This window comes from Micromonospora reichwaldensis (genome assembly GCF_031845925.1).
In the GTDB taxonomy this organism is placed as follows: Bacteria; Actinomycetota; Actinomycetes; order Mycobacteriales; family Micromonosporaceae; genus Micromonospora; species Micromonospora reichwaldensis.
The window spans coordinates 159,727-184,346 of the sequence record NZ_JAVRFL010000013.1 but is presented as its reverse complement, the minus strand read 5'-3'; the positions used below and the strand labels follow the sequence as shown (position 1 = coordinate 184,346).

At 74.0% G+C, this 24,620-nt stretch carries 22 protein-coding genes and 2 pseudogenes; 13 read left to right on the top strand and 11 right to left on the bottom strand.

From position 1 onward, the window contains the following. Positions 1 to 208: 208 nt before the first annotated feature. The 3 genes from RM555_RS13735 to RM555_RS13725 all read right to left on the bottom strand — a co-directional run bounded on the left by RM555_RS13735 (position 209) and on the right by RM555_RS13725 (position 2,213). Positions 209 to 865 carry a DedA family protein gene (locus RM555_RS13735; RefSeq protein WP_311412091.1) on the bottom strand — a complete coding sequence of 219 codons (657 nt, stop codon included), beginning with the start codon at positions 863 to 865 and terminating at the stop codon, positions 209 to 211. 86 nt (positions 866 to 951) lie between these two features. Beyond that, on the bottom strand, positions 952 to 1,554 hold the full coding sequence (locus RM555_RS13730) for a DUF1349 domain-containing protein (protein WP_311412090.1): 603 nt from the start codon (positions 1,552 to 1,554) through the stop codon (positions 952 to 954). Between the two features lie 104 nt (positions 1,555 to 1,658). After that, positions 1,659 to 2,213: a hypothetical protein gene (locus RM555_RS13725; RefSeq protein WP_311412089.1), complete on the bottom strand. Its 555-nt coding sequence runs from the start codon at positions 2,211 to 2,213 to the stop codon at positions 1,659 to 1,661. A gap of 202 nt (positions 2,214 to 2,415) precedes the next feature. On the opposite strand from RM555_RS13725, the gene RM555_RS13720 reads away from it, so the two are divergent. From RM555_RS13720 to RM555_RS13710, 3 genes are all read left to right on the top strand, one after another. Continuing rightward, complete coding sequence (locus RM555_RS13720) at positions 2,416 to 3,981, top strand: class I SAM-dependent methyltransferase (protein WP_311412088.1); 1,566 nt, start codon at positions 2,416 to 2,418, stop codon at positions 3,979 to 3,981. A 118-nt stretch (positions 3,982 to 4,099) separates the two neighbouring features. Continuing rightward, on the top strand, positions 4,100 to 5,215 hold the full coding sequence (locus tag RM555_RS13715) for a M23 family metallopeptidase (RefSeq protein WP_311412087.1): 1,116 nt from the start codon (positions 4,100 to 4,102) through the stop codon (positions 5,213 to 5,215). A 99-nt stretch (positions 5,216 to 5,314) separates the two neighbouring features. Next, the gene (locus tag RM555_RS13710; RefSeq protein ID WP_311412086.1) at positions 5,315 to 6,967 is read left to right on the top strand and encodes an alpha-amylase family protein; all 1,653 of its coding nucleotides are present in this window, start codon (positions 5,315 to 5,317) and stop codon (positions 6,965 to 6,967) included. Between the two features lie 49 nt (positions 6,968 to 7,016). On the opposite strand, the gene RM555_RS13705 is transcribed toward RM555_RS13710, so the two are convergent. Beyond that, on the bottom strand, positions 7,017 to 8,600 hold the full coding sequence (locus tag RM555_RS13705; RefSeq protein WP_311412085.1) for a DUF4139 domain-containing protein: 1,584 nt from the start codon (positions 8,598 to 8,600) through the stop codon (positions 7,017 to 7,019). 112 nt (positions 8,601 to 8,712) lie between these two features. Between RM555_RS13705 and fabG the strand changes: the two genes are divergently transcribed. Continuing rightward, complete coding sequence (fabG, locus tag RM555_RS13700) at positions 8,713 to 9,471, top strand: 3-oxoacyl-ACP reductase FabG (RefSeq protein WP_311412084.1); 759 nt, start codon at positions 8,713 to 8,715, stop codon at positions 9,469 to 9,471. 79 nt (positions 9,472 to 9,550) lie between these two features. On the opposite strand, the gene RM555_RS13695 is transcribed toward fabG, so the two are convergent. Both RM555_RS13695 and RM555_RS13690 read right to left on the bottom strand, forming a co-directional pair. Continuing rightward, on the bottom strand, positions 9,551 to 9,973 hold the full coding sequence (locus RM555_RS13695; RefSeq protein WP_151456210.1) for a hypothetical protein: 423 nt from the start codon (positions 9,971 to 9,973) through the stop codon (positions 9,551 to 9,553). Next, positions 9,966 to 10,361, bottom strand: coding sequence for a hypothetical protein (locus RM555_RS13690; RefSeq protein ID WP_311412083.1), 396 nt, complete (start codon positions 10,359 to 10,361; stop codon positions 9,966 to 9,968). Before RM555_RS13690 ends, RM555_RS13695 begins: the two co-directional genes overlap by 8 nt. Positions 10,362 to 10,664: 303 nt before the next feature. Here RM555_RS13690 and RM555_RS13685 point away from each other — a divergent pair, with 303 nt between their 5' ends. The 4 genes from RM555_RS13685 (at position 10,665) to erm (ending at position 15,757) form a co-directional block, all read left to right on the top strand. Next, positions 10,665 to 12,074 (top strand): glycosyltransferase family 2 protein, encoded by a 1,410-nt coding sequence (locus RM555_RS13685; protein ID WP_311412082.1) that lies wholly within the window; start codon positions 10,665 to 10,667, stop codon positions 12,072 to 12,074. 90 nt (positions 12,075 to 12,164) lie between these two features. Then, on the top strand, positions 12,165 to 13,391 hold the full coding sequence (locus RM555_RS13680) for a glycosyltransferase (RefSeq protein ID WP_311412081.1): 1,227 nt from the start codon (positions 12,165 to 12,167) through the stop codon (positions 13,389 to 13,391). A gap of 216 nt (positions 13,392 to 13,607) precedes the next feature. After that, entirely contained in the window at positions 13,608 to 14,513 is a 906-nt protein-coding gene (locus RM555_RS13675; RefSeq protein ID WP_311412080.1) for a Gfo/Idh/MocA family protein, read from the top strand. A gap of 446 nt (positions 14,514 to 14,959) precedes the next feature. Then, the gene (gene erm, locus RM555_RS13670) at positions 14,960 to 15,757 is read left to right on the top strand and encodes an ErmE/ErmH/ErmO/ErmR family 23S rRNA (adenine(2058)-N(6))-methyltransferase (RefSeq protein ID WP_311412079.1); all 798 of its coding nucleotides are present in this window, start codon (positions 14,960 to 14,962) and stop codon (positions 15,755 to 15,757) included. 4 nt (positions 15,758 to 15,761) lie between these two features. Here erm and RM555_RS13665 read toward each other — a convergent pair whose 3' ends face one another. After that, positions 15,762 to 15,953 (bottom strand): DUF2795 domain-containing protein, encoded by a 192-nt coding sequence (locus tag RM555_RS13665; RefSeq protein ID WP_311412078.1) that lies wholly within the window; start codon positions 15,951 to 15,953, stop codon positions 15,762 to 15,764. A gap of 90 nt (positions 15,954 to 16,043) precedes the next feature. Here RM555_RS13665 and RM555_RS13660 point away from each other — a divergent pair, with 90 nt between their 5' ends. Continuing rightward, complete coding sequence (locus RM555_RS13660) at positions 16,044 to 17,300, top strand: erythromycin esterase family protein (RefSeq protein ID WP_311412077.1); 1,257 nt, start codon at positions 16,044 to 16,046, stop codon at positions 17,298 to 17,300. A 110-nt stretch (positions 17,301 to 17,410) separates the two neighbouring features. On the opposite strand, the pseudogene RM555_RS31020 reads toward RM555_RS13660, so the two are convergent. From RM555_RS31020 to RM555_RS13645, 4 genes and pseudogenes are all read right to left on the bottom strand, one after another. Beyond that, positions 17,411 to 18,547 (bottom strand): annotated as a pseudogene (locus RM555_RS31020) (MMPL family transporter); the annotation flags it as partial. 18 nt (positions 18,548 to 18,565) lie between these two features. Further along, positions 18,566 to 19,630, bottom strand: a pseudogene (locus tag RM555_RS31015) (MMPL family transporter); the annotation flags it as partial. Between the two features lie 38 nt (positions 19,631 to 19,668). Then, the gene (locus RM555_RS13650) at positions 19,669 to 20,214 is read right to left on the bottom strand and encodes a TetR/AcrR family transcriptional regulator (protein ID WP_132231169.1); all 546 of its coding nucleotides are present in this window, start codon (positions 20,212 to 20,214) and stop codon (positions 19,669 to 19,671) included. 98 nt (positions 20,215 to 20,312) lie between these two features. Then, the gene (locus RM555_RS13645) at positions 20,313 to 20,765 is read right to left on the bottom strand and encodes a winged helix-turn-helix transcriptional regulator (RefSeq protein ID WP_311412075.1); all 453 of its coding nucleotides are present in this window, start codon (positions 20,763 to 20,765) and stop codon (positions 20,313 to 20,315) included. A gap of 153 nt (positions 20,766 to 20,918) precedes the next feature. Here RM555_RS13645 and RM555_RS13640 point away from each other — a divergent pair, with 153 nt between their 5' ends. From RM555_RS13640 to RM555_RS13625, 4 genes are all read left to right on the top strand, one after another. After that, on the top strand, positions 20,919 to 21,716 hold the full coding sequence (locus tag RM555_RS13640; RefSeq protein ID WP_311412074.1) for an isocitrate lyase/PEP mutase family protein: 798 nt from the start codon (positions 20,919 to 20,921) through the stop codon (positions 21,714 to 21,716). A 31-nt stretch (positions 21,717 to 21,747) separates the two neighbouring features. Next, positions 21,748 to 22,707, top strand: coding sequence for a non-homologous end-joining DNA ligase (gene ligD / locus RM555_RS13635; protein WP_311412073.1), 960 nt, complete (start codon positions 21,748 to 21,750; stop codon positions 22,705 to 22,707). A 352-nt stretch (positions 22,708 to 23,059) separates the two neighbouring features. Then, complete coding sequence (locus RM555_RS13630; RefSeq protein ID WP_311412072.1) at positions 23,060 to 23,611, top strand: DUF1772 domain-containing protein; 552 nt, start codon at positions 23,060 to 23,062, stop codon at positions 23,609 to 23,611. 172 nt (positions 23,612 to 23,783) lie between these two features. Further along, complete coding sequence (locus RM555_RS13625; RefSeq protein ID WP_311412097.1) at positions 23,784 to 24,533, top strand: outer membrane protein assembly factor BamB family protein; 750 nt, start codon at positions 23,784 to 23,786, stop codon at positions 24,531 to 24,533. The last annotated feature ends 87 nt before the right edge of the window (positions 24,534 to 24,620 follow it).

The following is a 24,620-nucleotide window of genomic DNA, read 5'->3' as shown; positions in this document are numbered from 1 at the left end:
GCTCCTGCCTCCGCCCTTCTCCGCCCGCCCACCCCGCGCCACCCTCCAACAGGGTCGATCATGCAGTTGTGGTGGTCCGCATAAGCCCCGTATGTGGTTACTTCCGGCACCACAACTGCATGATCGACGCGACGCGACGCGACGGGGTGGGGCGCGACGGGGCGCGGCGCGGCGCGGCGGGGCGGGGTTGGGGCGCGGCGTGGGGGAGTCAGGGGGTGGCGTCGGCGTGGGCGCGGCGGCGACGGGTCTTCTTGATCACCCACCAGGCGATCATCACGACGAAGACGGCGATGATGCCGTAGTCGAACCACTTGCTGTACTGCTCGATCTGCTGCCAGCGGGAGCCGAGCGCGTAGCCCAGGCCGACGAAGAGCGCGTTCCAGATGCCGCTGCCCAGCGTGGTGAACACGATGAACTCCGGCAGCGGCATCCGGTTGGCCCCGGCGGGGATCGAGATCAGGCTGCGGACCACCGGCATCATCCGGCCGAAGAGCACCGCCCATCGGCCGTGTCGCTCGAACCAGCGGTCGGCCTTCTCCAGGTCGTCCAGGTCGACCAGGGGCAGCCGGTCGAGCCAGCGCTTGAGCCGGTCCTCGCCGGCAGCCGCGCCCAGCCAGTAGAGGACGAGTGCCCCGCCCAGGGAGCCGGCGGTGGCGGCGAGCCCCACCAGGACGACGTTGAACCGTCCCTCGCTGGCCAGGTAGCCGGCCATCGCCAGCACGATCTCGCTCGGGATCGGCGGGATGATGCTCTCCAGGGCGACCAGCAGGGCCACGCCGACGGCGCCGGCGGCGTCGATCACCCCCGCCACCCACCCGGTCAGGCCGCCGAGTTCGGTCGGGTCGACGTTCTCGGCGAGTGCCATCGCGATCCTTTCGGCCGGGTCCGATCAGAGACATCTACCCTGCGGCCCGGCCGCCACACCTGCCCGTGAGTCGGGCCACGCTGGGTTCATCCCTCCGGGTGCAGCGCCGCGTCGGCCAGGCCGCGCCGCCAGCCGGTGAAGCGGACGCGCAGGCCCGCCCGGGTGGGGGAGCAGCAGTACGGCCCGGCCGTCGCCACCGCCTCCGGGGCCAGCGGAGCGAGCCGGACCAGCCGCCACGGCTCGTCGTCGGCGCGGGCCCGTACGGTGAGCGCGTCCCCGTCGCGGCTGACCCGGACGGTCACCTCCCGCCCGGCCCACCTCGGCACGGGGGCGACCGACCAGTCGGAGACCTCCCGGGTCACCACGGCACCCACCTGCGGCTGGCCGTCGCTGACCTCCACCCCGGCCTTGACCCAGTTCCGCTCGTCCACCCGCACCAGCACGCCGGCCTGGTCGAACTGCTCGCCGTAGTCGAGCACGAAGGCCACCTCCATCGCCTCGCCGGCGGGCAGCGGCGCGAGCAGCGCCGGGGCGTCGTCGTGGACGAAGCCGTACGAGGTGTGCCGCCACAGGTCGCTGCCCTCAGCCGGCTGCACCAGCAACTCGCCCGCCGGCCCGTTCTCGACCCGCACCGGCTCGTTCCACCACTCACCCTCGGCCCAGTCGACCGGTCGCTCCGCGTCACCCATGCCGGCGACCGTACCGCCGTGGCCCGCCCGGACGCCGGCACGGGCCCGGTCGCGTCGGGTGGCTGCCGGCCCGGGCGACCGTCCGGTGTCGCGTGACGGTGCCGTCAGCCGGCGTCACACACGTCCCGGAGGTGCTGGGCGTCGCGGTCCGTCCTGGCCTGCACCACCTCGTAGTCGCTCGCGACCATGCCCGACAGGATGAAGCGCAGCTCGGAGAAGTCCTGCGACAGTGCCACCGTGGCCTGGTAAACGCCGCCCTCGGCCTGGAGACTCGCGCCCATCATGCCCTGGTACGCGGTCGTGGCGGCGGCCTGCCGGCTCTGCCTGGTCGAACCCGAGGTCCGGTAGAAGCGGTCGACGACGGCGAGCGCCTCCTCACAGCCGGCCGGTCGCAGCGGCGCCAGCGACGGCAGCCGCCCCGGGGCGGGCGGCCGCGGCGTCCTGGTGACGGGGTGGTCCTTCGTGGCGTCCGCCGTGGGCGTGGTCGTCCGGTCCGGCGGGGTCCGGTCGGGCCTGGCCTGGGTGGGCGAGGTCGGGTCGGGCCCCGGTGACGGCCCCGCTCCGGCCCCCGGGGCCGGCGCCGGCACGGCGGGCTCCCGTGGCAGCACGTATGTGAGCAGGGTGAGCACGGTGGCCACCACGCCGGCGATCGCGCCCACCGCGGCCCAGTCCGGGCTGCGCGACGCGGAGCCGGCTCCGGACGGGCTGCGCCCAGATCGTTGACTGCTGATGTCTCCAATGTAGCGGCGGGCCGGTCCGAGGGCGGTCCCCGTTCTCCGCCGAGGGCTCCCGGACCGCAGCCGGGTCGATGCCACCCACCCTGCCGCGCACGGCACGCGGGGCATCGGCTAGGAACGTGCCATGCCCCGCTACCTGCTCTTTCCCGGCCGCCACCACCTGTTGACCCGCTTCCAGGCCGGGTACCTCCGCCAGCTCGCGGCGCAGGGCGACGACCCCCTCGCCGACGGTGACGGCACGACCGGGAGCGAGGACGCCGGCGGGGCGACCGTGGTGTGGGCGGTCACCTCGGCCAACCACGAGAACACCCGGCGCAACCCGGTCCCGTACCACCGGCGGGAGGCGGCGATCGAACGGTTCAGCGTGCTCGCCGGGCTCCGGTCGGTGGTGGTGCCGGTGTTCGACACCGTACCGACCGACAGGTTCGCCGAGGTGACCCTGAAGACCGTCGCGGCGTCCACCGGGTTGGAGCTGACCCCGGCGGACACGGTGGTCGCCTGCTCCACGCCGGAGGTCGCCGCGATGTACGAACGGCTCGGTTTCCGGATCGCCGGGGTGGAGGCCGACGTCGAGCCGACACCGGTCCGGCCGTGGGACGTCCTGCTGCGGCTGGCCGACGACGACCCGTCGTGGCGGGACCTCACCCACCCGGCCACCGTCGACGTGTACCGCCGCTACCGGCTCGACGACCTGGTCCGCTCCGTGGTGAACGACCCGGTGGTCGGCGACGAGGGCGGACTGACCACCACCCGCGACTACCGGACGTACGCCGAGGCGTTCAGCGACGCCGCGCAGCGCAAGTGGGACGCGGTGCGCGAGCACGTGCGACCGGGGCGGATCGTCGACGTCGGCTGCGGCGCGGGCGCCGTCCTGGAACTGGCCGACCGGGAGCCGGCCCTGCGGGAGAGCGACCTGATCGGCGTCGAGGTGGCCCGGCACCTGTTCGAGGAGTGCGTCCACAAGAAGGCGCAGGGCGTCTTCGCCAACCCGAACGTCTTCTTCTACCGGCGCAACGTGCTCGGCGGGGCGGTGTTCGCGCCGCGCTCGGTGGACACCACGATGACCTTCGCGCTGACCCACGAGATCTGGTCGTACGGCGAGCGGATGGCCTCGCTGCGCCGGTTCGTCCAGGCCCTCTACGACCACACCGTGCCCGGCGGGGTGTGGATCAACAGCGACGTGTGCGGGCCGGACGGCCGGGACCGGACGGTGCACCTGCGGCTGGCCACGACGGACGGCGGCAACCCGCCGACGCCCCGTGCCGACCTGGCGGCCCTGCCGCCCGGTGAGGTGGCGGCGTACGTCGACGCGCTGTCGACCCGGGCCCGGCTGGACCAGTTCGCGGTCGACTACCGGTTCCCGTTCGCGTACCGGCCGGTGGACGGGGCGGACGGCGTGGTCGAGCTGACCCTCGGCGCGGCGATGGACTTCCTCACCCGCAAGGACTACACCGACAACTGGCTGTCGGAGACCCAGGAACAGTTCTGCGGCCTGGAGTACGCCGACTGGAAGTCGCTGCTCACCGACGTCGGCTTCGAGATCGACCCCGCGAGTGCGACGTCCCGCAACGACTGGATCGTCACCAACCGCCTCGCCCCGGTGGCCGCCCTCAGCACCCCGGCCGGCGAGCCGCTCGACTGGCCCGTCACCCACGTGCGCCTGATCGCCCGCCGCCCGGTCAACACCTGACGGCCCCGGCCCGGACGTCCCCGCCGCCACGGCACGGGCGCGGGGAGGACGCCGGCGACTGTCTCGTCTATCTTGTCTCCGCAGTTGTATCGATGCCGATGAGATCGCGAGGCATGGCGTGGGCAAGGAGACAGCGGGTAGGCGGCTGCGGGCGCTGACGGTGGCCGCGGCGGTCCTGTGCGGACTTGCGCTCGTGCCGGCGCAGCCGGCGGCCGCGCAGACCGGGGCCATGATCCAGCCGGTGGGCGGGCGGGTCACGGGGGTGTTGTCGAACAGGTGCGGCGCCACCGACAGCGACCACTACGGAGTGGACGTCGCGGGGAACGCCGGGATGGCGATCGGGGCCGCCTATCCGGGCACGGTCGCGTTCGCCGGTTGGACCTCCGGCGGGGGCAACTCGGTGACGCTCTCGCACGCCGGCGGCTACCAGACCCGCTACCTGCACATGGTGCAGCCGGCCGCGGTCGCGCTCGGGCAGCAGGTCGGGCAGGGGCAGGTGCTCGGGTACGTCGGCGGCACCGGCAACTCGACCGGCCCGCACCTGCACTTCGAGATCCGCCGCAACGGCGCGGTCCACAACATCGCCCCGGCGTACGCCTGCGGCGCCACGGTGACCAAGGGCGCGCCGATCAACCTTCCGTTCCCGGACCTGACGCCGGCCGGGGCCGCTCCCGACCGGTTCGCGTTCGTGAACTCGGCGGGGGTGCTGTACGCGAAGGATGGCGCGTACTCGTCGTGGCAGGCGGTCAACGCCGGTGGGGCGACGAAGGTGGTGCTCTCCGGCAACCGGATCGGTTGGGTGCAGGGCGGCAACTTCTATGTCAAGGAGGGTGTCTACGGGCAGTGGTTGACGCTGGCCGGGGGCGGGCAGGTGCGGGACATCGCGGTCAGTGGTGACCGGTTCGCGTTCGTGAACTCGGCGGGGGTGCTGTACGCGAAGGATGGCGCGTACTCGTCGTGGCAGGCGGTGAACTCGGGCGGGGCGACGAGGGTGGTGCTCTCCGGCAACCGGATCGGCTGGGTGCAGGGCGGCAACTTCTACGCCAAGGACGGCATCCAGGGCGGGTGGCTCACCATGGCCGAGGGCGGACAGGTCAGCGACGTCGCGGTCGGCGGCGACGACTGGTTCGCGTTCGTCGGCGGCGGGAACTTCTTCGCCAAGCAGGGCGTCCACGCCGGGTGGCTGACGATGGCCGGCGGCGGACAGGTCGGCGACGTCGACATCGCCACCTGACGGGCCGCGCCCGACGGCCCACCTGCCGGGCCACCGGGGAACCCGGAGCGCCGGGCCCCGGTGTTTGCGGGCAGCCGGGATCGGAGACATTAGCCCGGCATGGCTGACAGGTGGTACTCGGAGGCGGTCGTCTACTGCCTCGACATCGACACGTACGCGGACTCCGACGGCGACGGGGTCGGTGACATCCGGGGGCTCATCGGCCGGCTGGACTACCTCGCCCGGCTTGGCGTGACCTGCCTCTGGCTGCACCCCATCCACCCGTCGCCCAACCGCGACGACGGGTACGACGCGACCGACTTCTACAACATCGACCCGCGCTTCGGCACCCTCGGCGACTTCGCGGAACTGCTGCACCAGGCGCAGAACCGCGGCATCCGGATCATCATCGACCTGGTCGTCAACCACACGTCGAACGAGCACCCGTGGTTCCAGTCCGCCCGCTCCTCGCCGGACTCGCCGTACCGCGACTGGTACGTCTGGGCCGACCACGAGCCGAGCGACCGGCACCAGGGCATGGTCTTCCCCGGCGAGCAGCACGAGACGTGGACCTACGACCGGACCGCCAAGGCCTGGTACTACCACCGGTTCTACAAGTTCCAGCCGGACCTGAACTTCACGAACCCCGCCGTCCGCGAGGAGATCAAGAAGATCGTCTCGTTCTGGCTCCAGCTCGGCGTCTCCGGCTTCCGGATGGACGCGGTGCCGTTCATCATCGAGCTGACCGAGTCGGGCAACCCGAACTCGCCGAAGGACTTCGAGTTCCTCACCGAGCTGCGTCAGCACGTGCAGTGGCGCCGGGGCGACGCCGTCCTGCTCGCCGAGGCCAACGTCGAGCCCGACCAGCTGCCGACCTTCTTCGCCGACAGCGGCGGCTCGGGCAACCGCCTGCACATGCTCTTCGACTTCATGCTCAACGGGCGCCTGATGCTGGCCCTGGCCCGGCAGGACCCGGAGCCGATCATCGAGGCGCTGCGGGACACCCCGGCGCTGCCCGAGGGCGGGCAGTGGGCCACCTTCCTGCGCAACCACGACGAGATCGACCTCTCCCGGCTCACCGCCGAGCAGCGCAACCAGGTGTACGAGCAGTTCGGCCCCGACGAGAACATGCGCATCTACGACCGGGGCATCCGCCGCCGGCTCGCCCCGATGCTCGGCAACGACCGCCGCCGCATCGAGCTGGCGTACGCGTTGCAGTTCTCGCTGCGCGGCACGCCGGTGCTGCGCTACGGCGAGGAGATCGGCATGGGGGAGGACCTGTCGTTGCCCGGCCGGGAGGCGATCCGTACCCCGATGCAGTGGTCGTACCAGCCGAACGCCGGCTTCTCCACGGCCGACCCGGAGAAGCTCGTCCGCCCGGTGATCGACAAGGGCGAGTTCTCGTACGAGAAGGTCAACGTCACCGCCCAGCGCAGCGACCAGAAGTCGCTGCTCGCCTGGTTCGAGCGGATGATCCGTACGCTCCGCGAGGCCCCCGAGGTGGGCTCGGGCTCGACCACCCACATCGACGTGGCGATGCCGCCGGGCGTGCTGGCGCACCGGGCCGACGGGCGGACCGGCACGATGGTCTTCGTGCACAACCTCGGCACCACCGACGCGGAGGTGGACCTGAGCATGCTGGAGCCGGAGGCGGACCTGCCCATCGACGTCCTCGCCGACCGCAACTACGGCGAGGTCGGCAAGCTGGACCGGCTCAAGGTAGCCGGCTACGGCTACCGGTGGATCCGCCTGCGCCGCGGTCAGGGCCTCTGACCGGGCCGCCACGTCGACGGCCGTCCGCCCCACCCGGGCGGACGGCCGGTCACTCCCGCCAGCCGGCCAGCTCGACCCCCTTGGCGATCTCGACCCGGAAACCCATGGCGATCTCGCCGCTCTCGCCCGGCCCGAGCCGGAGCCGCCAGATCAGCTCGCCCAGCTCCGTGCGCTCGGCGGGCGGCGGGACGAGGGTGGACTCCCGCACGACCACCGCCTCGTCCCGGGACACCGGCAGCTGGTCGCGCACCTCCACGCTCGCCGGCCGGGGCGTGTGGTTGGCCACGCTGATCCGGTACTCCACGTCCCGCCGCCGGGTCGAGCCGAGCGTGGCCCGGGTGTCGGCGCGCCGGCCCAGCTTCCGCTCCACCCGGACCCGGTCGTCCACGCCGAGCGCCAGCTCGGTCTCCTCGCCGGGCGCCCACACCGGCAGCCGGGTGGCCGCGACGAAGTCGGCGCCGTGGAAGACCGCCGCCGGGCCGGGGAGCAGCGTGTGCGACGAGGTGTTGCGCACCGTCGCACGCAGGTGCGCCTCGGTCGCCCGGACCGGCACGGTCACGTGGTCCAGCCGGGCCGGCAGCTCCAGGACGGCGATGGTGGCCCGGTGGGCGCTGCCGTCCGCCGGCACCGCGACCGGGCGGGCCGGCCGGTAGGTGGCCGCCGTGACCCCCTGCTCGACGGTGGCCACGCTCTCGCGCATCTCGGGGCGCGGCGCGCCGGACCGGGCCACGGCCCCGGCGGGCGGACCGCCGGGCGCCGCGGGGGCCGGCATCGCGCCGAAGCTGGCCGCCATCGGCATCGGCGGCGGCACCGGCCGGAGCCGGTCGAGATACCAGGGCGTCAGTTCGGGTACGCGGGTCGCCGCCGCCGGCCGGGCCGTCGAGAGTTCGAGCACGCACTCCGGCCAGTCCTCGCCGGTGTCCTGGCTGACCAGCCCGAACCAGGTGACGGTCATGGTGTCGTCGACCAGCCGCAGGTCGTAGGAGGGCTGCCAGCGGGCCCCGTCGACCAGGTAGCTCAGCTCCAGGTCCAGCTCGTCGTCGTCGGCGTCCACGGACACGGTGACCTCGGCGACCAGCTGGTCCGGTCTCCGCTTGCCGCGCGTGGCGTCCAGTTGCCGCTCGACGGCCGCCAGCTCCTCGGTCAGGTCGGTACGCTGCCGGGCCAGCACGCGACGGCGGCGCTGGGAGTCGGCGAGCTGACCGGCGACCGAGTCGGCGAAGGTGGCCACGTCGGTCGGGGCGGCGTCGCCGGAGGCCAGCGCGCGGGCGTACGTGCCGCCGGCCCGGTCGGCGAGCCGGGTGAGGAACTGCCCCCGCTGCGTTTCGACCTCGCTCGCGTCGTCGACCTCGGCCAGCGCGTCGGCCAGTTCCCGGCTCCGCTGCTCCAGCTCGCGGACCTGCCCGTCGGTGCTGCGCGGCTGCCGCCACGTCGTGACGTCCACGCCGAGCACGGTGGCCGCGCCCCGCCCACCGACCCGCAGCGAGTCCCGCCGCAGGCCCATCGGCAACGGTGCGACGCGTACGCGGTGCTCACCGGCGGTCAACCGGGTGCTGCCCCGGCGGGTGACCCGGGCCCGGTCCGGATAGACGGTGACCCCGACGACGGGTGCTTCGATCTCCACTGCCTCCACGGCGGCGAGAGTAGCCGGGCGATGCTCGTGACCGGCGTCCCGCGCCGGGCCGGCGTCGGCGTACGGCTGGGTTAAGCTCCTTCGATCGAGCGTAAGTTACCGGGAGGTAGGCATGTCGGAGGAGCAGCAGGTCGCCATCGTCACGGGCGCGGCGCGGGGGATCGGGGCGGCCACCGCCCGGCGGCTGGCGGCCGACGGCCTCGCGGTCGCCGTGGTCGACATCGAGGAGTCGGCGACCAAGGAAACCGTGGACGCGATCGCGGCGGCCGGCGGCCGGGCGCTCGGCGTCGGCGCGGACGTGTCCGACCGGGCCCAGGTCGAGGCGGCCGTGGCGCGGGTCGCCGCCGAGCTGGGTGCCCCGACGGTGCTGGTCAACAACGCCGGCGTGCTCCGCGACAACCTGCTGTTCAAGATGACCGACGCCGACTGGGACACGGTCATGGGGGTGCACCTGCGCGGCGCGTTCCTGTTCAGCCAGGCCGCCCAGAAGCACATGGTCGAGGCGAAGTGGGGCCGGATCGTCAACCTCTCCAGCACCTCGGCGCTGGGCAACCGGGGCCAGGCGAACTACGCCGCCGCGAAGGCCGGCCTCCAGGGCTTCACCAAGACCCTCGCCATCGAGCTGGGCCCGTTCGGGGTGACCGTCAACGCGGTCGCGCCCGGCTTCATCGTCACCGACATGACCGCCGCCACCGCCGCCCGGATGAAGGTCGACTTCGAGGCGCTCCAGAAGCACGCCGAGTCGGAGATCGCGGTACGCCGGGTCGGCCGCCCCGAGGACGTTGCGCACACCATCTCGTTCCTGGCCAGCGAGGGTGCCTCCTTCGTCTCCGGCCAGGTGATCTACGTGGCCGGCGGCCCCAAGGACTGAGGTGTAAGGAAGGGCCCCTTCCTAACGCTATGCGTTAGGAAGGGGCCCTTCCTTACACGTTGGGCGGCGCCCGCCGGGGTCAGGCCGCCGGGGCGGGGCGGGTGCGCCAGAGCCAGAGCAGGCCGAGCACCGGCAGGACCAGCGGGATGTAGCCGTACCCGCTGCCGAACTGCGACCAGACCGTCTCGTCGGGGAAGAGCTCCGGGTCGGCGAGGCTGAGGGCCCCGACGCCGAGCACCCCGACCAGCTCCACGGCACAGCACGCGAGGGCGACGCGCCGGCCGGCGGCACCGGCGCGGGCCAGCCCCACCGCCGCGACGATGTAGATGGCCGCGGCGAGGGCCGAGAGCAGGTACGCCACGGGCGCCTCGTCGAACTTCGTGGCGATCTGAAGGCCCGCGCGGCTCGTCGCGGCGATCGCGAAGAGCAGGTAGACCGCGATCAGCAGCCGCCCCGGGCCGGCGTTGGTCCGCTTCGCCTCCGGGGCGCGTACGTCAGCCACCCAGCACCTCCCAGGTCTGCTGGAGCCGTACGACGACCACCGGCGTGACCAGGCAGACCGCGCAGACGATCGCCGAGCCCCAGCGCGTCGGCTCCATCCGGGCCAGCACCCAGGCCAGCGGCGGCAGGCAGACCACCGTGGCGACGTACCCGAAGAAGGCCCCCGGCTCGCCCGGCCGCTCGCCCCCGCCGATGGCCACCAGCGCCACCGCCGCGAGCGCGAGCAGCGCCAGCTCCAGCACGGCCAGGCCGGCGAACTGCACCCGGTCCGGTGCGCGGTGCCGCAGCGTGGCGACCAGCGCCCACGCGGCGACGAGGAGCGACAGCACGATCGAGGCGGTCGCGAGGAGCCCGTCCACCGGCGAACCCGCCGACGCCGCGCTGGTCATCGGGGTCGTCCGGGGTGTGTCTCGGTCACCGGCACAGCCTACTAACCCGCGTAGTACACCCCGTCACCCGCCGCCGCCTGTCAGGGGTCCGCCCTCCGTCCGGCCCGGCTTCCGGTGGTCCGACGGCGTCGGGCCGGCGGGCGTGGGAGCGTGTTCCGTCGAGGCGGCGACGAATGTCGTCAGAGGACAGTGGGGTACCCCTATCGACCCCTACTCGCGGGTAAGCGGAACGTTGCGGACCGTTATTCTCGGGCCATCGTCGCCACGCTCGGACGGCACGTTCGTCTGACGGAGAGGATCGCCATGTCGTTGCCCACCATCCCCCCGGCGCTGAGCGTGGTGATGCCGACCTACCAGGATCCGCAGTGCCTCGCGCTGACCCTGCGGGCGCTGACCCGGCAGACGCTGCCGCCGGACCGCTTCGAAGTGATCGTGGTCCGGGACGGAGGATCGTCCGACGGGTACGCCGAGGCGCTCGCCGAAGGTGCCGGCCTCCGCCTGCGCGTGGTGGAACTTCCCCGGCGCAAGGGCCGCTCCACCGCCCGCAACGAGGGTGCGCGGTCTGCCACCGCGCCTCTGCTCGTCTTCCTCGACGCCGACTCGTGGGCCGTGCCCGACCTGTTGGAGAGGCACCTGGCGTGGCACAGCACGCCCGGCAACGCGGCGGTGCTGATCGGCCGGCGGGACGAGATCGGCCTCGCGGACCTCCCGGCCGTACTGGCCGGCGAGTCGGACACGATCGCGCGTGCCTTCCCGCACGGTGGCGACCTGCGGTTCGCGACGGGACTCCCGGACGACGGCGGCGACTGGCTCCGGGCCGGCTGGGTGATCGCCTACACGCACAACATCTCGCTCTCCACCTCGCTGTTCACGAAGGTCGGTGGCTACCGCGAGGCGTTCGGTCTCAGCTACGGCGTGGAGGACGTCGAGCTGTTCTACCGCGTGGACCGGAGCCTGCCGGACGGCGTCAACTTCGGCTACGACGACGAGGCCCGGGTCGTCCACCTGCCGCACCACAAGAACATCACCCGCAACTGGATGGAGATGAAGGCCAACTTCCAGCAGGCGGCCAGGTTGTACCCCTGCCTCGAATGGGAGTTCCTCACCGCGGTCATGGGGTACGAGGCGATCCGGCGGATCCTGTACTACCGGTCGCTCGTCGACGAGTGCGTCGAGCGCTCGGCCTGCGCCATCGGGCCCGCCGTCGCGCGCCTCGCCGGCACGTTGCGGGGACCCAAGGCGCTCTGGATCGGCACCGGCCGCGCCGAGGCGAGGCTGCCCGCCTCGGCGCTCACCTACGACTACTCCGCTCCCGTCGGGCCGGCCAACTTCCACCTGCTCGGCGTGGCCCCACCCATGCCGGCGGGCAGCATGGACGCGGTGGTCAGCGTCGACTTCTGGCGGTACCTGCTGTGGCCGGAACTCTGCCAGTTCATCTCCGCCTCGGTGCAGCTGGCCGGCGAGGTTCACCTGGTCGCCACCGCCGACGCGACGCCGGGGATGTGCGCCGCCGACCCGCAGACGCTGGACTACCTGCGCCAGGCGCAGGCCGCCGAGTACGTGGCCGAGTTGCGCGCGGTCGAGGGGCTCGGTGACGTGCTGACACTGCGGGCCCGCCAGCCCGTGACCGGCGCCGCGCGCCGGGTGCCCGGCCAGGTTCCCGCCAGGACACGACCCACGGCACTGGCGCCGGGTCGTCCCCCGGCGAGGTAGCAGATCGACGGTGCGGCCGGGCCCGACGTGCGGGTCCCGGCTCGCTGCACCGTGCCCGGATCCGTCGCTACAGCCGGAAAGGCGAGCATCATGCGCGTACTGTTGTCGACCCTCGGGTCACGCGGCGACGTCCAACCACTGGTGGCGCTGGCATCGCGGTTGAAAGCTCTCGGTCTGCAGGTTCGCCTCTGCGCCCCACCGGACTTCGCCCGGTGGGTGGCCACCTTCAAGATTCCGTTCGTGCCCGTCGGCCCGTCCTGGCGCAGGTCGGCGGCGCCCAGGCCGCAGGCCGCCGTACCCCGCCCGTCGCCGGCGCAGGTGCGTCAGCTGGCGGAGTCCTCCGTCGGCATCCAGTTCGAGGTGCTGTCGGCGGCGGCCCGGGACTGCGACGCCGTCGTCGCGTCGACCGGCCTCCAGATCGCCGCCCGCACCGTGGCGGAGAAGCGGGGCATACCGTACGTCTTCACGGCGTTCTGCCCGGCGGCCCTTCCCTCACCGCACCACCCTCCACTACCGCTGCCCGCCCTCGGGGAGGTGCCCGCGCCCGCGTCCGCGGACAACCGCGAGCTGTGGGCCGCCAACCAGCGGCACGTCAACGACACCTTCGGCGCGCCGCTCAACGCGCTCCGGGCGACGATCGGACTGGTTCCGGTCGACGACGTCAGCGCCCACATCCACACCGACCAGCCGTGGCTGGCGGTCGACCGGACGCTGGCGCCCTGGCCGGACGCCGCCGACCGGACGGTCTACCAACCAGGCGCCTGGCTCCTGCCGGACGAGCGGGCGCTGCCGCCCGAGTTGACGACCTTCCTGGACGCCAGCGACGAGCCGTGCGTCTACGTCGGATTCGGCAGCGTCGCCGCACCCCCGGGCCTGCTGGAGACGGCCGTCAAGGCGGTCCGCGCGGTCGGCTGCCGCCTGGTCGTCTCCCGGGGCTGGGCGCCCCTCTCGCTGGCCGTCCGGGCGCCCGACTGCCTGGTCGTCGGCGAGGTGAACCAGCAGGAGCTGTTCAAGCGGGTGGCCGCGGTGGTCCACCATGGCGGCTCGGGCACCACGACCACGGCCGCGCGGGCCGGGGCGCCGCAGGTCGTCATCCCGCAGGTCTACGACCAGCACTACTTCGCGCGACGCGTGTCCGCGCTCGGCATCGGCGGCGCGCACTCCGGCGCGGTGCCGACCGTCGAGTCGCTGACCGCGGCTCTCAGCGCCGCACTGCGGCCGGAGGTGGCCGACCGCGCCCGGGCGTTCGCCGCCGCCATCAGCACCGACGGAGCCCAGCTCGCCGCGGAGCGGTTGACCACCACCCTGCGGAGCTGAGCCCGGTCACCGGCGGGTCAGTCGCGACGACCCGCCGGCGGGGTGGGCACTGCCGTCCGGGCGGCATCGGGGAGTGGTCAGGGCGGCGGCCGAACCAGCCGCCACCCTGACCACCGACCCTCGAGCGCGGGCGCGCCGACGACACCCGGCACAGGGTCCGGCGGGGCGCACGGCCGCGGGTACCGTGGTGTGACGCGACGACGGTGGAGGTAGCTCGTGGTGCGGTTCGGGTTGTTCGGCACCGGTCACTGGGCGGCCGAGACGCACGCCGCGGCGCTGCACGCGCACCCTGGGGTCGCGTTCGCCGGCGTGTGGGGCCGGGACCCGCGCAAGGCCGCGGCCCTGGCAGAGCGCTACGGGGTACCGGCGTTCGACGACGCCGACGCGCTCATCGACGCCTGCGACGCGGTCGCCGTGGCCCTCCCGCCGGACGTCCAGGCCGGCATCGCGGTCCGCGCGGCCACCGCCGGCCGGCACCTGCTGCTGGACAAGCCGCTCGCGTTGACCGTCGCCGACGCCGACCGGGTGGTCGACGCCGCGCAGGCGGCGGGCGTCGCCTCGGTGGTCTTCTTCACCGGTCGCTACCGGCCCGACGTGGCCGCCTTCCTCGCCTCGACGGCCGCCGTCGGCGGGTGGCACACCGCCAGGGCGCTCTGGTTCGCGTCCATCTTCCATCCCGGCAGCCCCTACGGGGCCTCGTCCTGGCGCCGGGAGCACGGCGCGCTGTGGGACATCGGCCCACACGCGCTGTCGCTCGTCCTGCCGGTGCTCGGCCGGGTCACCCGCGTCGCCGCGATGGACGGGCCGAACGGGCTCGTCAACCTGCTCCTCACCCACGACGGGGGCGCCACCAGCACGGTGTCGCTGACCCTGGACGGCCCGCAGGAGGCGGTGGCCCGGGAGTTCGTCTTCTACGGCGAGAACGGCGTCGAGACCGCTCCGGCGGGCCAGGGCGACGCGGCGACCGCCCTCGGGGTGGCGATCGACCAGCTGCTGGAGGAGATCGGCTCGGGCACCCGGGACCACCGCTGCGACGTGCGCTTCGGCCGCGAGGTCGTGGCCGTGCTCGCCGCCGCCGAGACCGCCCGCGCCGAGGGCCGCACCGTCGACCTGGCGGGCTGAGGGCCGCACCGCGGAGGCGGAAAAGTGGTCGCCTCCCGGGGACGGGCGCGGCTAGGGTCGCCGCATGTCCGCACACGCTCTGATCGAGAGGGTCGGCACGCCGGCCGTCCTCGGGTCGCTTCTGGCGGCCCGTCTGCGAGTCCGGCGTCCGGCCCTGGCCGGCGCGACCCGCGACTGACCCCGCACCGCACCCGCGGCGCCACCGCCTGGGCATCCCCGGGCGATATGCCGCCCCCGCCACGCATCCGGGTGCCGTCCCGGGGCTGAGTGCCGCCCGTCGGCACCACTCCGGTCGTCCGCTCCGACGTGGCGCTTCGCCGTGCGCCGCCGATCCCGCGTTCCGCGTCACGCCCAGGGCCGTCCGAGTCCCCGAACCCTCGGACAGGCCCCGTTCGCGGCTGCCTGTCCGCTCCGTCGCCGCACGGCGACAGACAGGACGACGACCCGTGGCGCCCCGCCGTACCCGAGCAACCGAACGCGACCGGTCCCGTCGCGTACTCTCCCAGAACTTCCTCGCCGACCCGGCCGCGATCGCCCGGATGGTGCACGCCGCCCGCCCCCGGCCCGACCGGCTCCTGCTCGAGGTGGGCGCGGGCCGGGGCCAGCTCACCCGGCCGCTCGCGGCCCGCTGCCGGCACCTGACGGCGTACGAGGTGGACCCGGCCGCTGGCGCCGAGCTGGCGAGGGTCTGCGCGGCTCTGCCGAACGTGACGCACCGGCAGGTCGACTTCCTCACCGTCACCCCACCGCCGGAGGAGTTCGATGTGGTCGGCAACATTCCCTGGTCGCTGACCTCGGCCGTGGTGCGCTGGTGCCTGGCCGCGCCCAACCTGCGCGCGGCCACCCTGCTCACCCAGGTGGAGTACGCCCGCCGCCGCAGCGGCGACTACGGCCGGTGGTCCAGGCTGACCGTGCTGACCTGGCCGGAGTTCGGCTGGCGGCTCGCCGGGCGGGTGCCCCGCACCTCGTTCCGCCCGGTGCCGGGGGTGGACGCCGGCATCCTGCGCGTCGAGCGGCGGCCGGAGCCGCTGCTGGCCGCGTCGGCGCTGCCCGCGTACCGCCGGATGGTGGAGATCGGCTTCGACGGGGTCGGCGGCTCGCTCGCGGCCTCGCTGGCCCGGCACCACCCGCGGGCGCGGCTGGCGGCGGCGCTGCGGGCGATCCGGCTCGACCCGGCCACCCCGGTCGGGCACGTCTGGCCCGAGCAGTGGCTGGTGCTGTTCCGGCTGCTGCACGCCCGCTGAGGACTCAGGCCAGCGGGTTGAGGGCCTCGTTCAGCTCGGCGGGGGAGTCGAACTCCTCCGCCGGCAGGGCCCGGAGCGTCTGGAGCATCGCCGTGCTGACCCCGTTCTCCTGGCCCCAACGGATCAGGTCCTCCCGGGAGACCGGGTAGTCGAGCCCGGCCAGGTACTCCTGCAACTGCACGCCGGTGACGGTCATGCCGGCGGCCTACCCGCTCAGGCCGCCGGCACACGCCCGCCGATCGACGTCCGGCGGTTTGCCCCGGCGGCGCGCCGGGTAGCCGCCGGCATGCTGGTTCAGCGGCTCGGCGCGCCGAGCGACTTCGACCCGTTGCTGGAGCGCGTCCGGGACGCCCGGATCGTGTTGATCGGCGAGGCGACGCACGGCAACTACGACTACTACCGCCTGCGCGAACAGCTCACCCGCCGGCTGATCGCCGAGTGCGGGTTCTCCTTCGTGGCCGTGGAGGGGGACTGGCCCGACTGCGACCGGGTGCACCGCTCGGTGACCGCCGCCCCGGGCGGGGCCGCCGACCCGCGCGTCGCGCTGGAGCGCTTCGAGCGCTGGCCGACCTGGATGTGGGCGAACGCCGAGGTGGCCCGCTTCTGCTCCTGGTTGCGGGCGTGGAACGTGGAGCGGCCCCAGGACGCCCGGGCCGGCTTCCACGGCCTGGACGTCTACAGCCTGTGGGAGTCCATGCAGGCGATCTTCGACTATCTCGGCGAGGAGGACCCGGGTTCGCTGGAGGCGGCGCAGGACGCGTACCGCTGCTTCGAGCCGTACGGCAAGCGGGTCGAGGAGTACGGCATGGCGAGCCGGTTCGTCTCCGCCCGCTGCGAGGAGGAGGTCGTGCGCCTGCTGGCGCGTACCCGCGAACAGGCCGCCGCGGACGGCCCGGACAGCTTCTCGGCCTGGCAGAACGCGGAGGTGGTGGCCGGCGCGGAGCGCTACTACCGGTCGATGGTGGGCGGCGGGCCGGAGTCGTGGAACATCCGGGACACGCACATGACGGACACCCTGGACCGGCTGCTGGAGCGCTACGGCCCGGGCGCGCGGGGTGTCGTCTGGGCGCACAACACGCACGTCGGCGACGCCCGGGCCACCGACATGGCCGCCGACGGGATGGTCAACATCGGCCAGCTGGCCCGCGAGCGGCACGGCGCCGACGAGGTGGTCCTGGTCGGCTTCGGTGGCTACCGGGGCACGGTGATCGCCGCGCCCCGCTGGGGTTCGCCGGCCGAGGCGATGGTGGTGCCGCCGGCCCGTCCCGGCTCGGTCGAGCACCGGCTGCACGAGCTGATGCCCGAGCGGGCCGTGCTGGTCTTCGGCGGCGACGACCAGCCCGGCTGGGTCACCGGAACCGCCGACCACCGGGCGATCGGGGTGGTCTACGACCCGTCCTTCGAGTCGTGGGGCAACTACGTGCCGACCCGGCTGGGGGAGCGCTACGACGCCCTGATCTGGTGCGACGAGACCACGGCCCTGCACCCCCTCCCGGCCCTGACCACCCCGGGCGAGATGGAGACCTACCCGGCCGGCGTCTGACCGAGACCCACCCAGGTCCCGGCGATCATGCAGTCGTGGTGCCCGTTCCAACCGGGTTCGCCGGTTGTGCGGGGCACCACGACTGCATGATCGACCGAAGCGGTGGTGGGTCAGGGGTGGGCGGGGGACCTTTCGTCCAGGTGGGCGCGGAGGCCCTCGCCCTCGATGTCGACGTTGGGCAGGATCTTGTCCAGCCAACGGGGGAGCCACCAGGCCCGCTTACCGAGCAGCGACATCACGGCCGGCACGATGGTCATCCGGACCACGAACGCGTCGATGGCGACGCCGATGGCGAGCGCGAAGCCCATCGACTTGATGACCGGGTCGTCGAGGAAGACGAAGCCGCCGAACACCGAGATCATGATCAGCGCGGCGGCGGTCACCACCCGGGCGCCGTGCCCCATCCCGTTGATGGTCGCCTGCTGCGCGGTGTCGCCGTGCACGAAGTCCTCCCGCATCCGGGAGACCAGGAAGACCTCGTAGTCCATCGCCAGGCCGAACAGGATGCCGATCAGCAGGATCGGCAGGAAGCTGACCAGCGGACCGGGCGTGTCCAGGCCGACCAGGTCGGCGAGGTGGCCCTGCTGGAACACCGCCACGGTGATGCCGAAGGTGGCGGCGACGGTGAGCAGGAAGCCCAGCGCGGCCTTGACCGGCACCAGCAGCGAGCGGAAGACCAGCATCAGCAGCAGCACCGACAGGCCCACCACCAGCAGCAGGTACACCGGCAGGGCGTCGGAGAGCTTCTCGGAGACGTCGATGCCGATCGCGGTCGCCCCGGTCAGCAGCACGTCGACGTCGCGGAACCCGCCCACCTCCGCACGGACGTCGTTGACCAGGGTCTCGGTGGCCTCGTCGGTCGGGCCGGTCTTCGGCACCACCCCGAGCAGCGCGGTGCGGCCGTCCGGGCTGAGCTGCGGCGGGGCCACCGCGAGGACGTTCTCGGTGCGCTGGATCAGCGCGGTGACCTGCGGAATGGCGGCCGAGGTCGCCTGCGGGGTGTCACCGGCGACCACCACCGCGAGCCGGCCGGTGAAGCCGGGCCCGAAGCCCTCGGTGATCACGTCGTTCGACTCCCGCGCGGCCGAGCCGACCGGTGCGGTGCCCGCGTCGGGCAGCGCCAGCCGCATGTCGGGCGCGGGCAGGGCGAGCAGCCCCAACCCGATCAGCCCGACCAGGATGACCGGCACCCGGAACCGGGTGACGAGGCGCGCCCAGCGGAACCCGAAGCCCGACCGGTCCTCGGCCGGCGGAGTGACCGCGTCGGCGGCGTCGGCGGCCCGGTCCCCGGCCGCGGAGTCCCCGGCCGGCACCGTCGAGCGCAGCTTGCGGGGCAGCACCCGGCGGCCGGCGAAGCCGAGCAGGGCCGGCTGGAGAGTGATCGCGACCAGCACCGCGATGGTGACCGTGCCGGCGGCGGCCAGACCCATCACCGTCAGGAACGGGATGTTCACCACGGCCAGCCCGGCCAGCGCGATGACGACGGTGGCGCCGGCGAAGACCACGGCCGAGCCGGCGGTGCCGACCGCGCGGCCCACCGCCTCGTCCGGTGGCAGCCCCTCCATCAGGTTCTGCCGGTAGCGGGAGGTGATGAAGAGCGAGTAGTCGATGCCGACCGCGAGGCCGAGCATCAGGGCGAGGATCGGCGCGGTGCTGCTCAGGTCGACCACGCTGCTGATCGCGAACAGACCCGCCATGCCGACGCCCACGCCGATGAGCGCGTTGAGCATCGTCATCCCGGCCGCCACCAGCGAACCGAAGGTGACCACCAGGACGATCGCGGCGACCGCCACGCCGATGGCCTCGGTCGAGCCGACCTCCGGCACGCTGCTGAGCACCTCGCCGCCGGGCGCGACCTCCCAGCCCTGGGCCTCGGCCCGCTCGCCGACCTTCTCGTACGCGTCGCGCTGGGCGTCGGTCACCTCGTCGGCGCCGGTGGCGAACTGGACCTGGACCAGCGCGTACCGGCCGTCGGGGGAGACCGCCCCCACCTGGAACGGATCGACGGCGCCGACGACGCCGGGCAGCGTGGCGGCCTCCTGGGTGAGTTCCTTCACCACGGCCTGCCCCTGCGGGCTGGCGAGCGCGCCGTCGGCCGGCGCCCTGACCGCGATCGTGCCGGTCGCGCCGCTCGCCGCCGGGAACTGCTCGGCGAGCAGGTCCAGGGCGCGCTGCGACTCGGTGCCGGGCATGGTGAAGTTGTCGGCTATCGGGCCGCGCAGGGTCGCGGCGGCGAGGCCGAGACCGACGAGTACGACGAGCCAGATCGCCGCGACGAGTCGCCGCCGGCGCATCGAGCCCCGGCCGAGCCGGTAGAGCAGGGTGGCCATGAGTTCCTTGTCCTCGGTCGTGGATGGTTGGGTACGGATCAGTCGACGGGCTCCAGTGCCCGCCGGGCGAGTGCCAGCAGGGCGGCGCGCAGCTCCTCGTCGGGCACGTCGGCGAACTCCCCGCAGGTCTCGGAGATGCCGGCGAGCAGCACCAGCGCCACGATCCGGGCGGACGGGCGTTCCGGGTGCCCGGCGAGCGCGTCGACCAGTCGCTCGGACATCCGCTGGATGTGCGCGAAGGCGGGCTGCTTGAGCAGCTCCGGGAACTCGCCCCGCAGCAGGGCGATCTCGCGGCGGAAACGGACCGCGAGGTCGACGAAGCCCTCGGCGGCGACCCGTTGGGCGTCCGCGCCGCGATGCGCGCGGATCCGCTCGTCAAGCGCCTGGAGGACGTCGATCGCCGGGGCCATCAGCTCGGTGAGGATGGCCTCCTTGTTGGCGAAGTGGTAGAGCACCGCCGCCTTGGAGCAGCCCACCTCGCGGGCGATGTCCTGCAACGAGGTGCCCCGGTAGCCGGTCGTCGCGAAGCGTCGGGCCGCCGCCGCAAGGATCTCGTCGTGCGTCTCCGGAACCATCCGCGCCATGCCGGTCCACCTCCCCGACCAGCATGCCTGACCGATCGGTCAGACCCTGACCGATCGGTCAGATCGAGGGCGTGGCGTTTCCCACACGCGGCCGAGGTTTACCCCTGCGGGACGGGCGGAAGGTCCCCGCCGTGCGCCCGGTCGTACGCGGTCCGGGCGGCGGCGATCGCGCTGCGGTGCCGTTCCGCCCAGTGGGTCAGGGCTACCAGCGACTCGTGGAGTTCCAGCGCGATCGGGGTGGCGGTGTACTCCACCTTCGGCGGGACGGTCGGGTGGACCTTCCGGTTCAGCAGCCCGTCGCGCTCGAGGTTGCGCAGGGTCAGGGTGAGCATCCGGCGGCTGATCCCCTCCACGCGGCGTTCCAGCTCCGTGAAGCGCACCGGGCCCTGGGAGGCGGCCACGAGGATGCCGATGCTCCACTTGCCGCCCACCCGGTCGAGCACCTCGCGGACCGTGCAGGCCGTGGCCTGGCCGGGGGCGAAGGACCCGTCGACCGCCCCGCACGCCTCGGACGCCCGCCCGCCGGTACCGTCGCTGTTCCCCTGCGACATGCCCATGCCTCCTCGCTCCGCCCTCATGGTCACAGAGGGTGTTCCCCGCCGACAAACCGCGTCGCCCGTGCGCCGTCGGCGGCGGGAGCGGCGAGGTCCATCGACACGGAGTCGGGGCTGCGCCCCGGGCGCCGGTCCGCCGAGAATCGGCGTATGACCGACGACCTCGCCGTCCGGGCGGCGGCGCTGCGCACGCTGCACCGGCCCGGTGACCCGCTGATCCTGCCCAACGCCTGGGACGCCAGCTCCGCCCGCCAGGTCGCCGCCGCCGGCTTCCCGGCCGTGGCCACCAGCAGCAGCGCCGTCGCCGAGGCGCTCGGCCACGCCGACGGCGAGGCCACCCCGCCGGGGGAGATGTTCGCCGCCGTGGCCCGCCTCGCCCGCGCCGTCGCCGTCCCCGTCACCGCCGACCTGGAGCGGGGGTACGGGCTGCGCCCCGCCGAGCTGGTGGAGCGCCTGCTCGACGCCGGTGCGGTCGGGCTCAACCTGGAGGACTCCGACCCGCGTACCGGCCGGTCGGTCGACGCCGGGGAGCAGGCCGACCTGCTCGCCGAGGTCCGGGCGGCGGCCGACGCGGCCGGGGTGCCGGTGGTGCTCAACGCCCGCGTCGACGTCTTCCTCGCCGGCGCCGGCGACCCCGCCGCCCTGCTCCCGGAGGCGGTCCGCCGGGCCACCCGCTACCTCGCGGCCGGCGCGGACTGCGTCTACCCGATCCTGCTCGCCGACCCGGCGATCCTGTCCGAGCTGGTGGCCGCCGTGCCCGGGGCGGTGAACGCGCTCGCCCGCCCCGGCGCCCCCACGGTGCCGGAGCTGGCCGCGATCGGCGTGGCACGGGTCAGCTACGGCGGTGGCCTGTACGCCGCCGCCCGCGGGCACACGCAGCGGATGCTCGACGTCGTCCGGGCCGGCGGCGATCCGTTCGCGGCGGTTCGCCCCGCCGCGTCCGGTTGACCGCCGGCCCCCGGCCCGCGAAGGTGGTCGGATGAGTGGCGCTGACGAGACCCGGGACGGGGTGTCGCTGACCAACCTCGACCAGCCGTTGTTCGACGGCGCCGACGCGACCAAGCGGGACCTGGTCGACTACCTCGACGCGGTGCACGAGCGGATCCTGCCGCAGCTGCGCGGCCGGCCGCTGTCGGTGATCCGGGTCCGGCCGGGGCAGCCACCGTTCATGCAGAAGAACCTGCCGAAGTACACGCCGGACTGGGTGGCCCGCACGCCGGTCTGGGCCGAGGCGTCGCACCGCGAGATCTCGTACGCGCTCTGCGACGACCGGCGCACCCTGCTCTGGTTCGCCAACCAGCGCGCGGTGGAGTACCACCCCACCCTGGCCACGGTCGACGACCTGCACCGCCCCACCCACCTGGTGCTGGACCTCGATCCGCCGGAGGGGGACTCCTTCGCGCTGGCGGTCGCCGCGGCGCGGCTGGTCCGGCAGGCGCTCGCGGACGCGGGGCTCGCCGGCGCGGTCAAGACCAGCGGGGCCAAGGGCGTGCACGTCTTCGTACCGGTGGCGCAGGGCGCCACGGTGGAGGACATGGCCGCCGCGACCCGGGCGGTGGCGGCCCGCGCCGAACGGCTCGACCCGGCGCTGGCCACCACCGCCTTCATCCGCGAGGACCGGGGCGGCAAGGTGTTCGTCGACTCGACGCGGGCCGGCGGGGCGACAGTGGTGGCCGCCTACAGTCCCCGGCTGCGGCCGGGCGTGCCGGTCTCCTTCCCGGTCGACTGGGCCGACCTGGGCGATGTGACCCCGGCCGACTTCACCATCCGCACCGCCCCGGCGCTGACCGCCGGACGCGACCCCTGGGCCGAGCGTCTGCCCGCGCCGCAGCGGCTCCCGGCGGACCTGGTCGCGGAGGGGCACACCATCCCGGTCGCCCGGGTGCAGGCCATGCACGAGGGCAAGCGCCGGGCCCGCGCCCGCCGCGCCGCCGGCTGACGTACGCGCACCAGCCCCGCCCGTCACCGGCGGCCCTGCCGGTGCCCGCCGCTGTCGCTCGCCCCGTCGCCCGTTGCCCGCCGCCGTCGCTCGTCCGTCGCCCGCCGCCGTCGCCCGTCCCGTCGCCTGTCGCCCGTCGCCCGCCCGGGCTACGTCGGGAGGCGACGCCCGGCCGCGCGGACGGGCGACCGGGCCGCGCCGCCGTACGTCCACAGGCGACCACGCCTTCACGCCGTCAGGCGGCAGACGGGCCGCGGCGGCCGACCTAGCGTCGACGGCGACCCAGCGGACGGCGCCGGGACGACCCGGCCGACCGCGCCGGGACGGCGTCGACGGATCGGCAGGAGGACCCATGACCCGCGACAGGCTCACCTGGACGGTGCTCGTCGTTCTGGTGTGGACGGCGATGATGTCGTTCGGCGGCGTCGCCGCCGAGACCGTGATGCTCTACCCGAACATCTTCGGGGACCCACCGGCGTCGCTGGACCGGGCCCGCGAGTTCCTGGTGGCGGGCGGCCCGAGTGACTACTTCCCGCCGCTCGGCGCGACCGTCGTGCTCGCCTGCCTCGCCGCGGCGGTGCTGACCTGGCGCGACCGCCGGCTGCGCTGGTGGATCGCCGGCGCGGCCGTGGTCTTCGTCGCCTGCGAGTTCCTGTTCTCCGTGTTCTTCTTCTGGCCGCGCAACGAGATCATGTTCGTCGACCCGGTCGGCACGCACTCACCGGAGTACCTGCGTCAGGTCGCGGCCGAGTTCGTCGCCGGGCACCGGGTGCGCCTGGTGGGCGGGGCGGTGACCGCCGCGCTGGCGTTCGTCGCGCTGCTGCGCTGGGCGGGGCGGCCCGGCACGGACCCGGCCGACCGGGCGGGACGGCGCGCCACGGACCCGGCCGACCAGGCGGCGTGACCCCGGCCCTGCAAGGAAACCCGGGCGGTGCTGGACATCCCGATCGCCGGCCCGCGTACCGCCGCCGCGCAGCGACCCCAGGCGGTCTCGCTCGACCCGGCGGGCGCTGCGCTGGCGGTGTCCGTGCGGCTCGCCCCGCACGCCCGCACCGCCAACGTGAAGGCCCGGCTCTATCCGCAGCACACCTACGGGCTCAAGGGCGACGGCCAGTGGCGCAACCTGGCCCCCGACGGGGCCGGCCGCCGCTACACCGGCGGGCTGGACCTCACGTCGCCAGGTCGTCGACGCGCGCACGGGCGAACCGGTGTGGCGGGTGGCCGGGAAGGGCATGTTCGCCGGGCGTGCCGCCAGCGACGGCACCCGGGTCTACGCCGGCGACGGCAACGTCTACGCCCACGACGCCCGCACCGGCGCCGTGCTCTGGTCGTTCTCCACCACCACCTACAGCCGCCTCATCTACGGCCCCTGGGCGGACAACCTGGAGGTGCTGCCCAACGGGCTGGTCCTGGTGTCCACCGTGGCCAGCGCGTTCGCGCTGGACCCCGCGACGGGGGAAACCCGCTGGTCGGTGGCCGGCTCCTACGTCTACGCCTCGAAGCTCGTGCTGGACGGCGGCGACGTGCTGATGTTCGACGACGGCGGTCGCACCGCCTCCCGGGTGGACCCGGCCACCGGCCAGGCCCGCTGGACAGGCGGGCTGGGCGCCCGCCCGGTCAGCACCGGCGCGGCGATCCACGACGGCGTCGCCTGGACCCCGACGACCACGGGACTGCTGGTCGGGCTCGACGTGGCCACCGGGGCCGTCCGCTCCCGGTTGCAACTGACGACCAGCGCCTACTGCTACAGCCCGCCGGTCGTCATCGGCGACCTGTTGCTGGTCGGCGACCAGGACGGTTTCCTGCATGGCCTCGCCGCCGACTGACCCCCGTGGCGGTGCGGCACCGCCGCCTGCTCGACGCGGTGCCGCCCGCACTGCTTCCGGCCGGGTGTCCGCGCGGCCGGCGGCTGT

What these genes read in the sequence shown, in the direction of transcription:
- RM555_RS13640 (WP_311412074.1), top strand. Translation starts at nt 20,919, where the DNA reads ATGACCGACGACCTCGCCGTCCGGGCGGCGGCGCTGCGCACGCTGCAC.
- RM555_RS13710 (WP_311412086.1), top strand. Translation starts at nt 5,315, where the DNA reads ATGGCTGACAGGTGGTACTCGGAGGCGGTCGTCTACTGCCTCGACATC.
- RM555_RS13735 (WP_311412091.1), bottom strand. Translation starts at nt 865, where the DNA reads ATGGCACTCGCCGAGAACGTCGACCCGACCGAACTCGGCGGCCTGACC.
- RM555_RS13720 (WP_311412088.1), top strand. Translation starts at nt 2,416, where the DNA reads ATGCCCCGCTACCTGCTCTTTCCCGGCCGCCACCACCTGTTGACCCGC.
- RM555_RS13645 (WP_311412075.1), bottom strand. Translation starts at nt 20,765, where the DNA reads ATGTCGCAGGGGAACAGCGACGGTACCGGCGGGCGGGCGTCCGAGGCG.
- RM555_RS13665 (WP_311412078.1), bottom strand. Translation starts at nt 15,953, where the DNA reads ATGACCGTCACCGGCGTGCAGTTGCAGGAGTACCTGGCCGGGCTCGAC.
- ligD (WP_311412073.1), top strand. Translation starts at nt 21,748, where the DNA reads ATGAGTGGCGCTGACGAGACCCGGGACGGGGTGTCGCTGACCAACCTC.
- RM555_RS13685 (WP_311412082.1), top strand. Translation starts at nt 10,665, where the DNA reads ATGTCGTTGCCCACCATCCCCCCGGCGCTGAGCGTGGTGATGCCGACC.
- RM555_RS13690 (WP_311412083.1), bottom strand. Translation starts at nt 10,361, where the DNA reads ATGACCAGCGCGGCGTCGGCGGGTTCGCCGGTGGACGGGCTCCTCGCG.
- RM555_RS13660 (WP_311412077.1), top strand. Translation starts at nt 16,044, where the DNA reads ATGCTGGTTCAGCGGCTCGGCGCGCCGAGCGACTTCGACCCGTTGCTG.
- RM555_RS13680 (WP_311412081.1), top strand. Translation starts at nt 12,165, where the DNA reads ATGCGCGTACTGTTGTCGACCCTCGGGTCACGCGGCGACGTCCAACCA.
- RM555_RS13730 (WP_311412090.1), bottom strand. Translation starts at nt 1,554, where the DNA reads ATGGGTGACGCGGAGCGACCGGTCGACTGGGCCGAGGGTGAGTGGTGG.
- RM555_RS13650 (WP_132231169.1), bottom strand. Translation starts at nt 20,214, where the DNA reads ATGGCGCGGATGGTTCCGGAGACGCACGACGAGATCCTTGCGGCGGCG.
- fabG (WP_311412084.1), top strand. Translation starts at nt 8,713, where the DNA reads ATGTCGGAGGAGCAGCAGGTCGCCATCGTCACGGGCGCGGCGCGGGGG.
- RM555_RS13630 (WP_311412072.1), top strand. Translation starts at nt 23,060, where the DNA reads ATGACCCGCGACAGGCTCACCTGGACGGTGCTCGTCGTTCTGGTGTGG.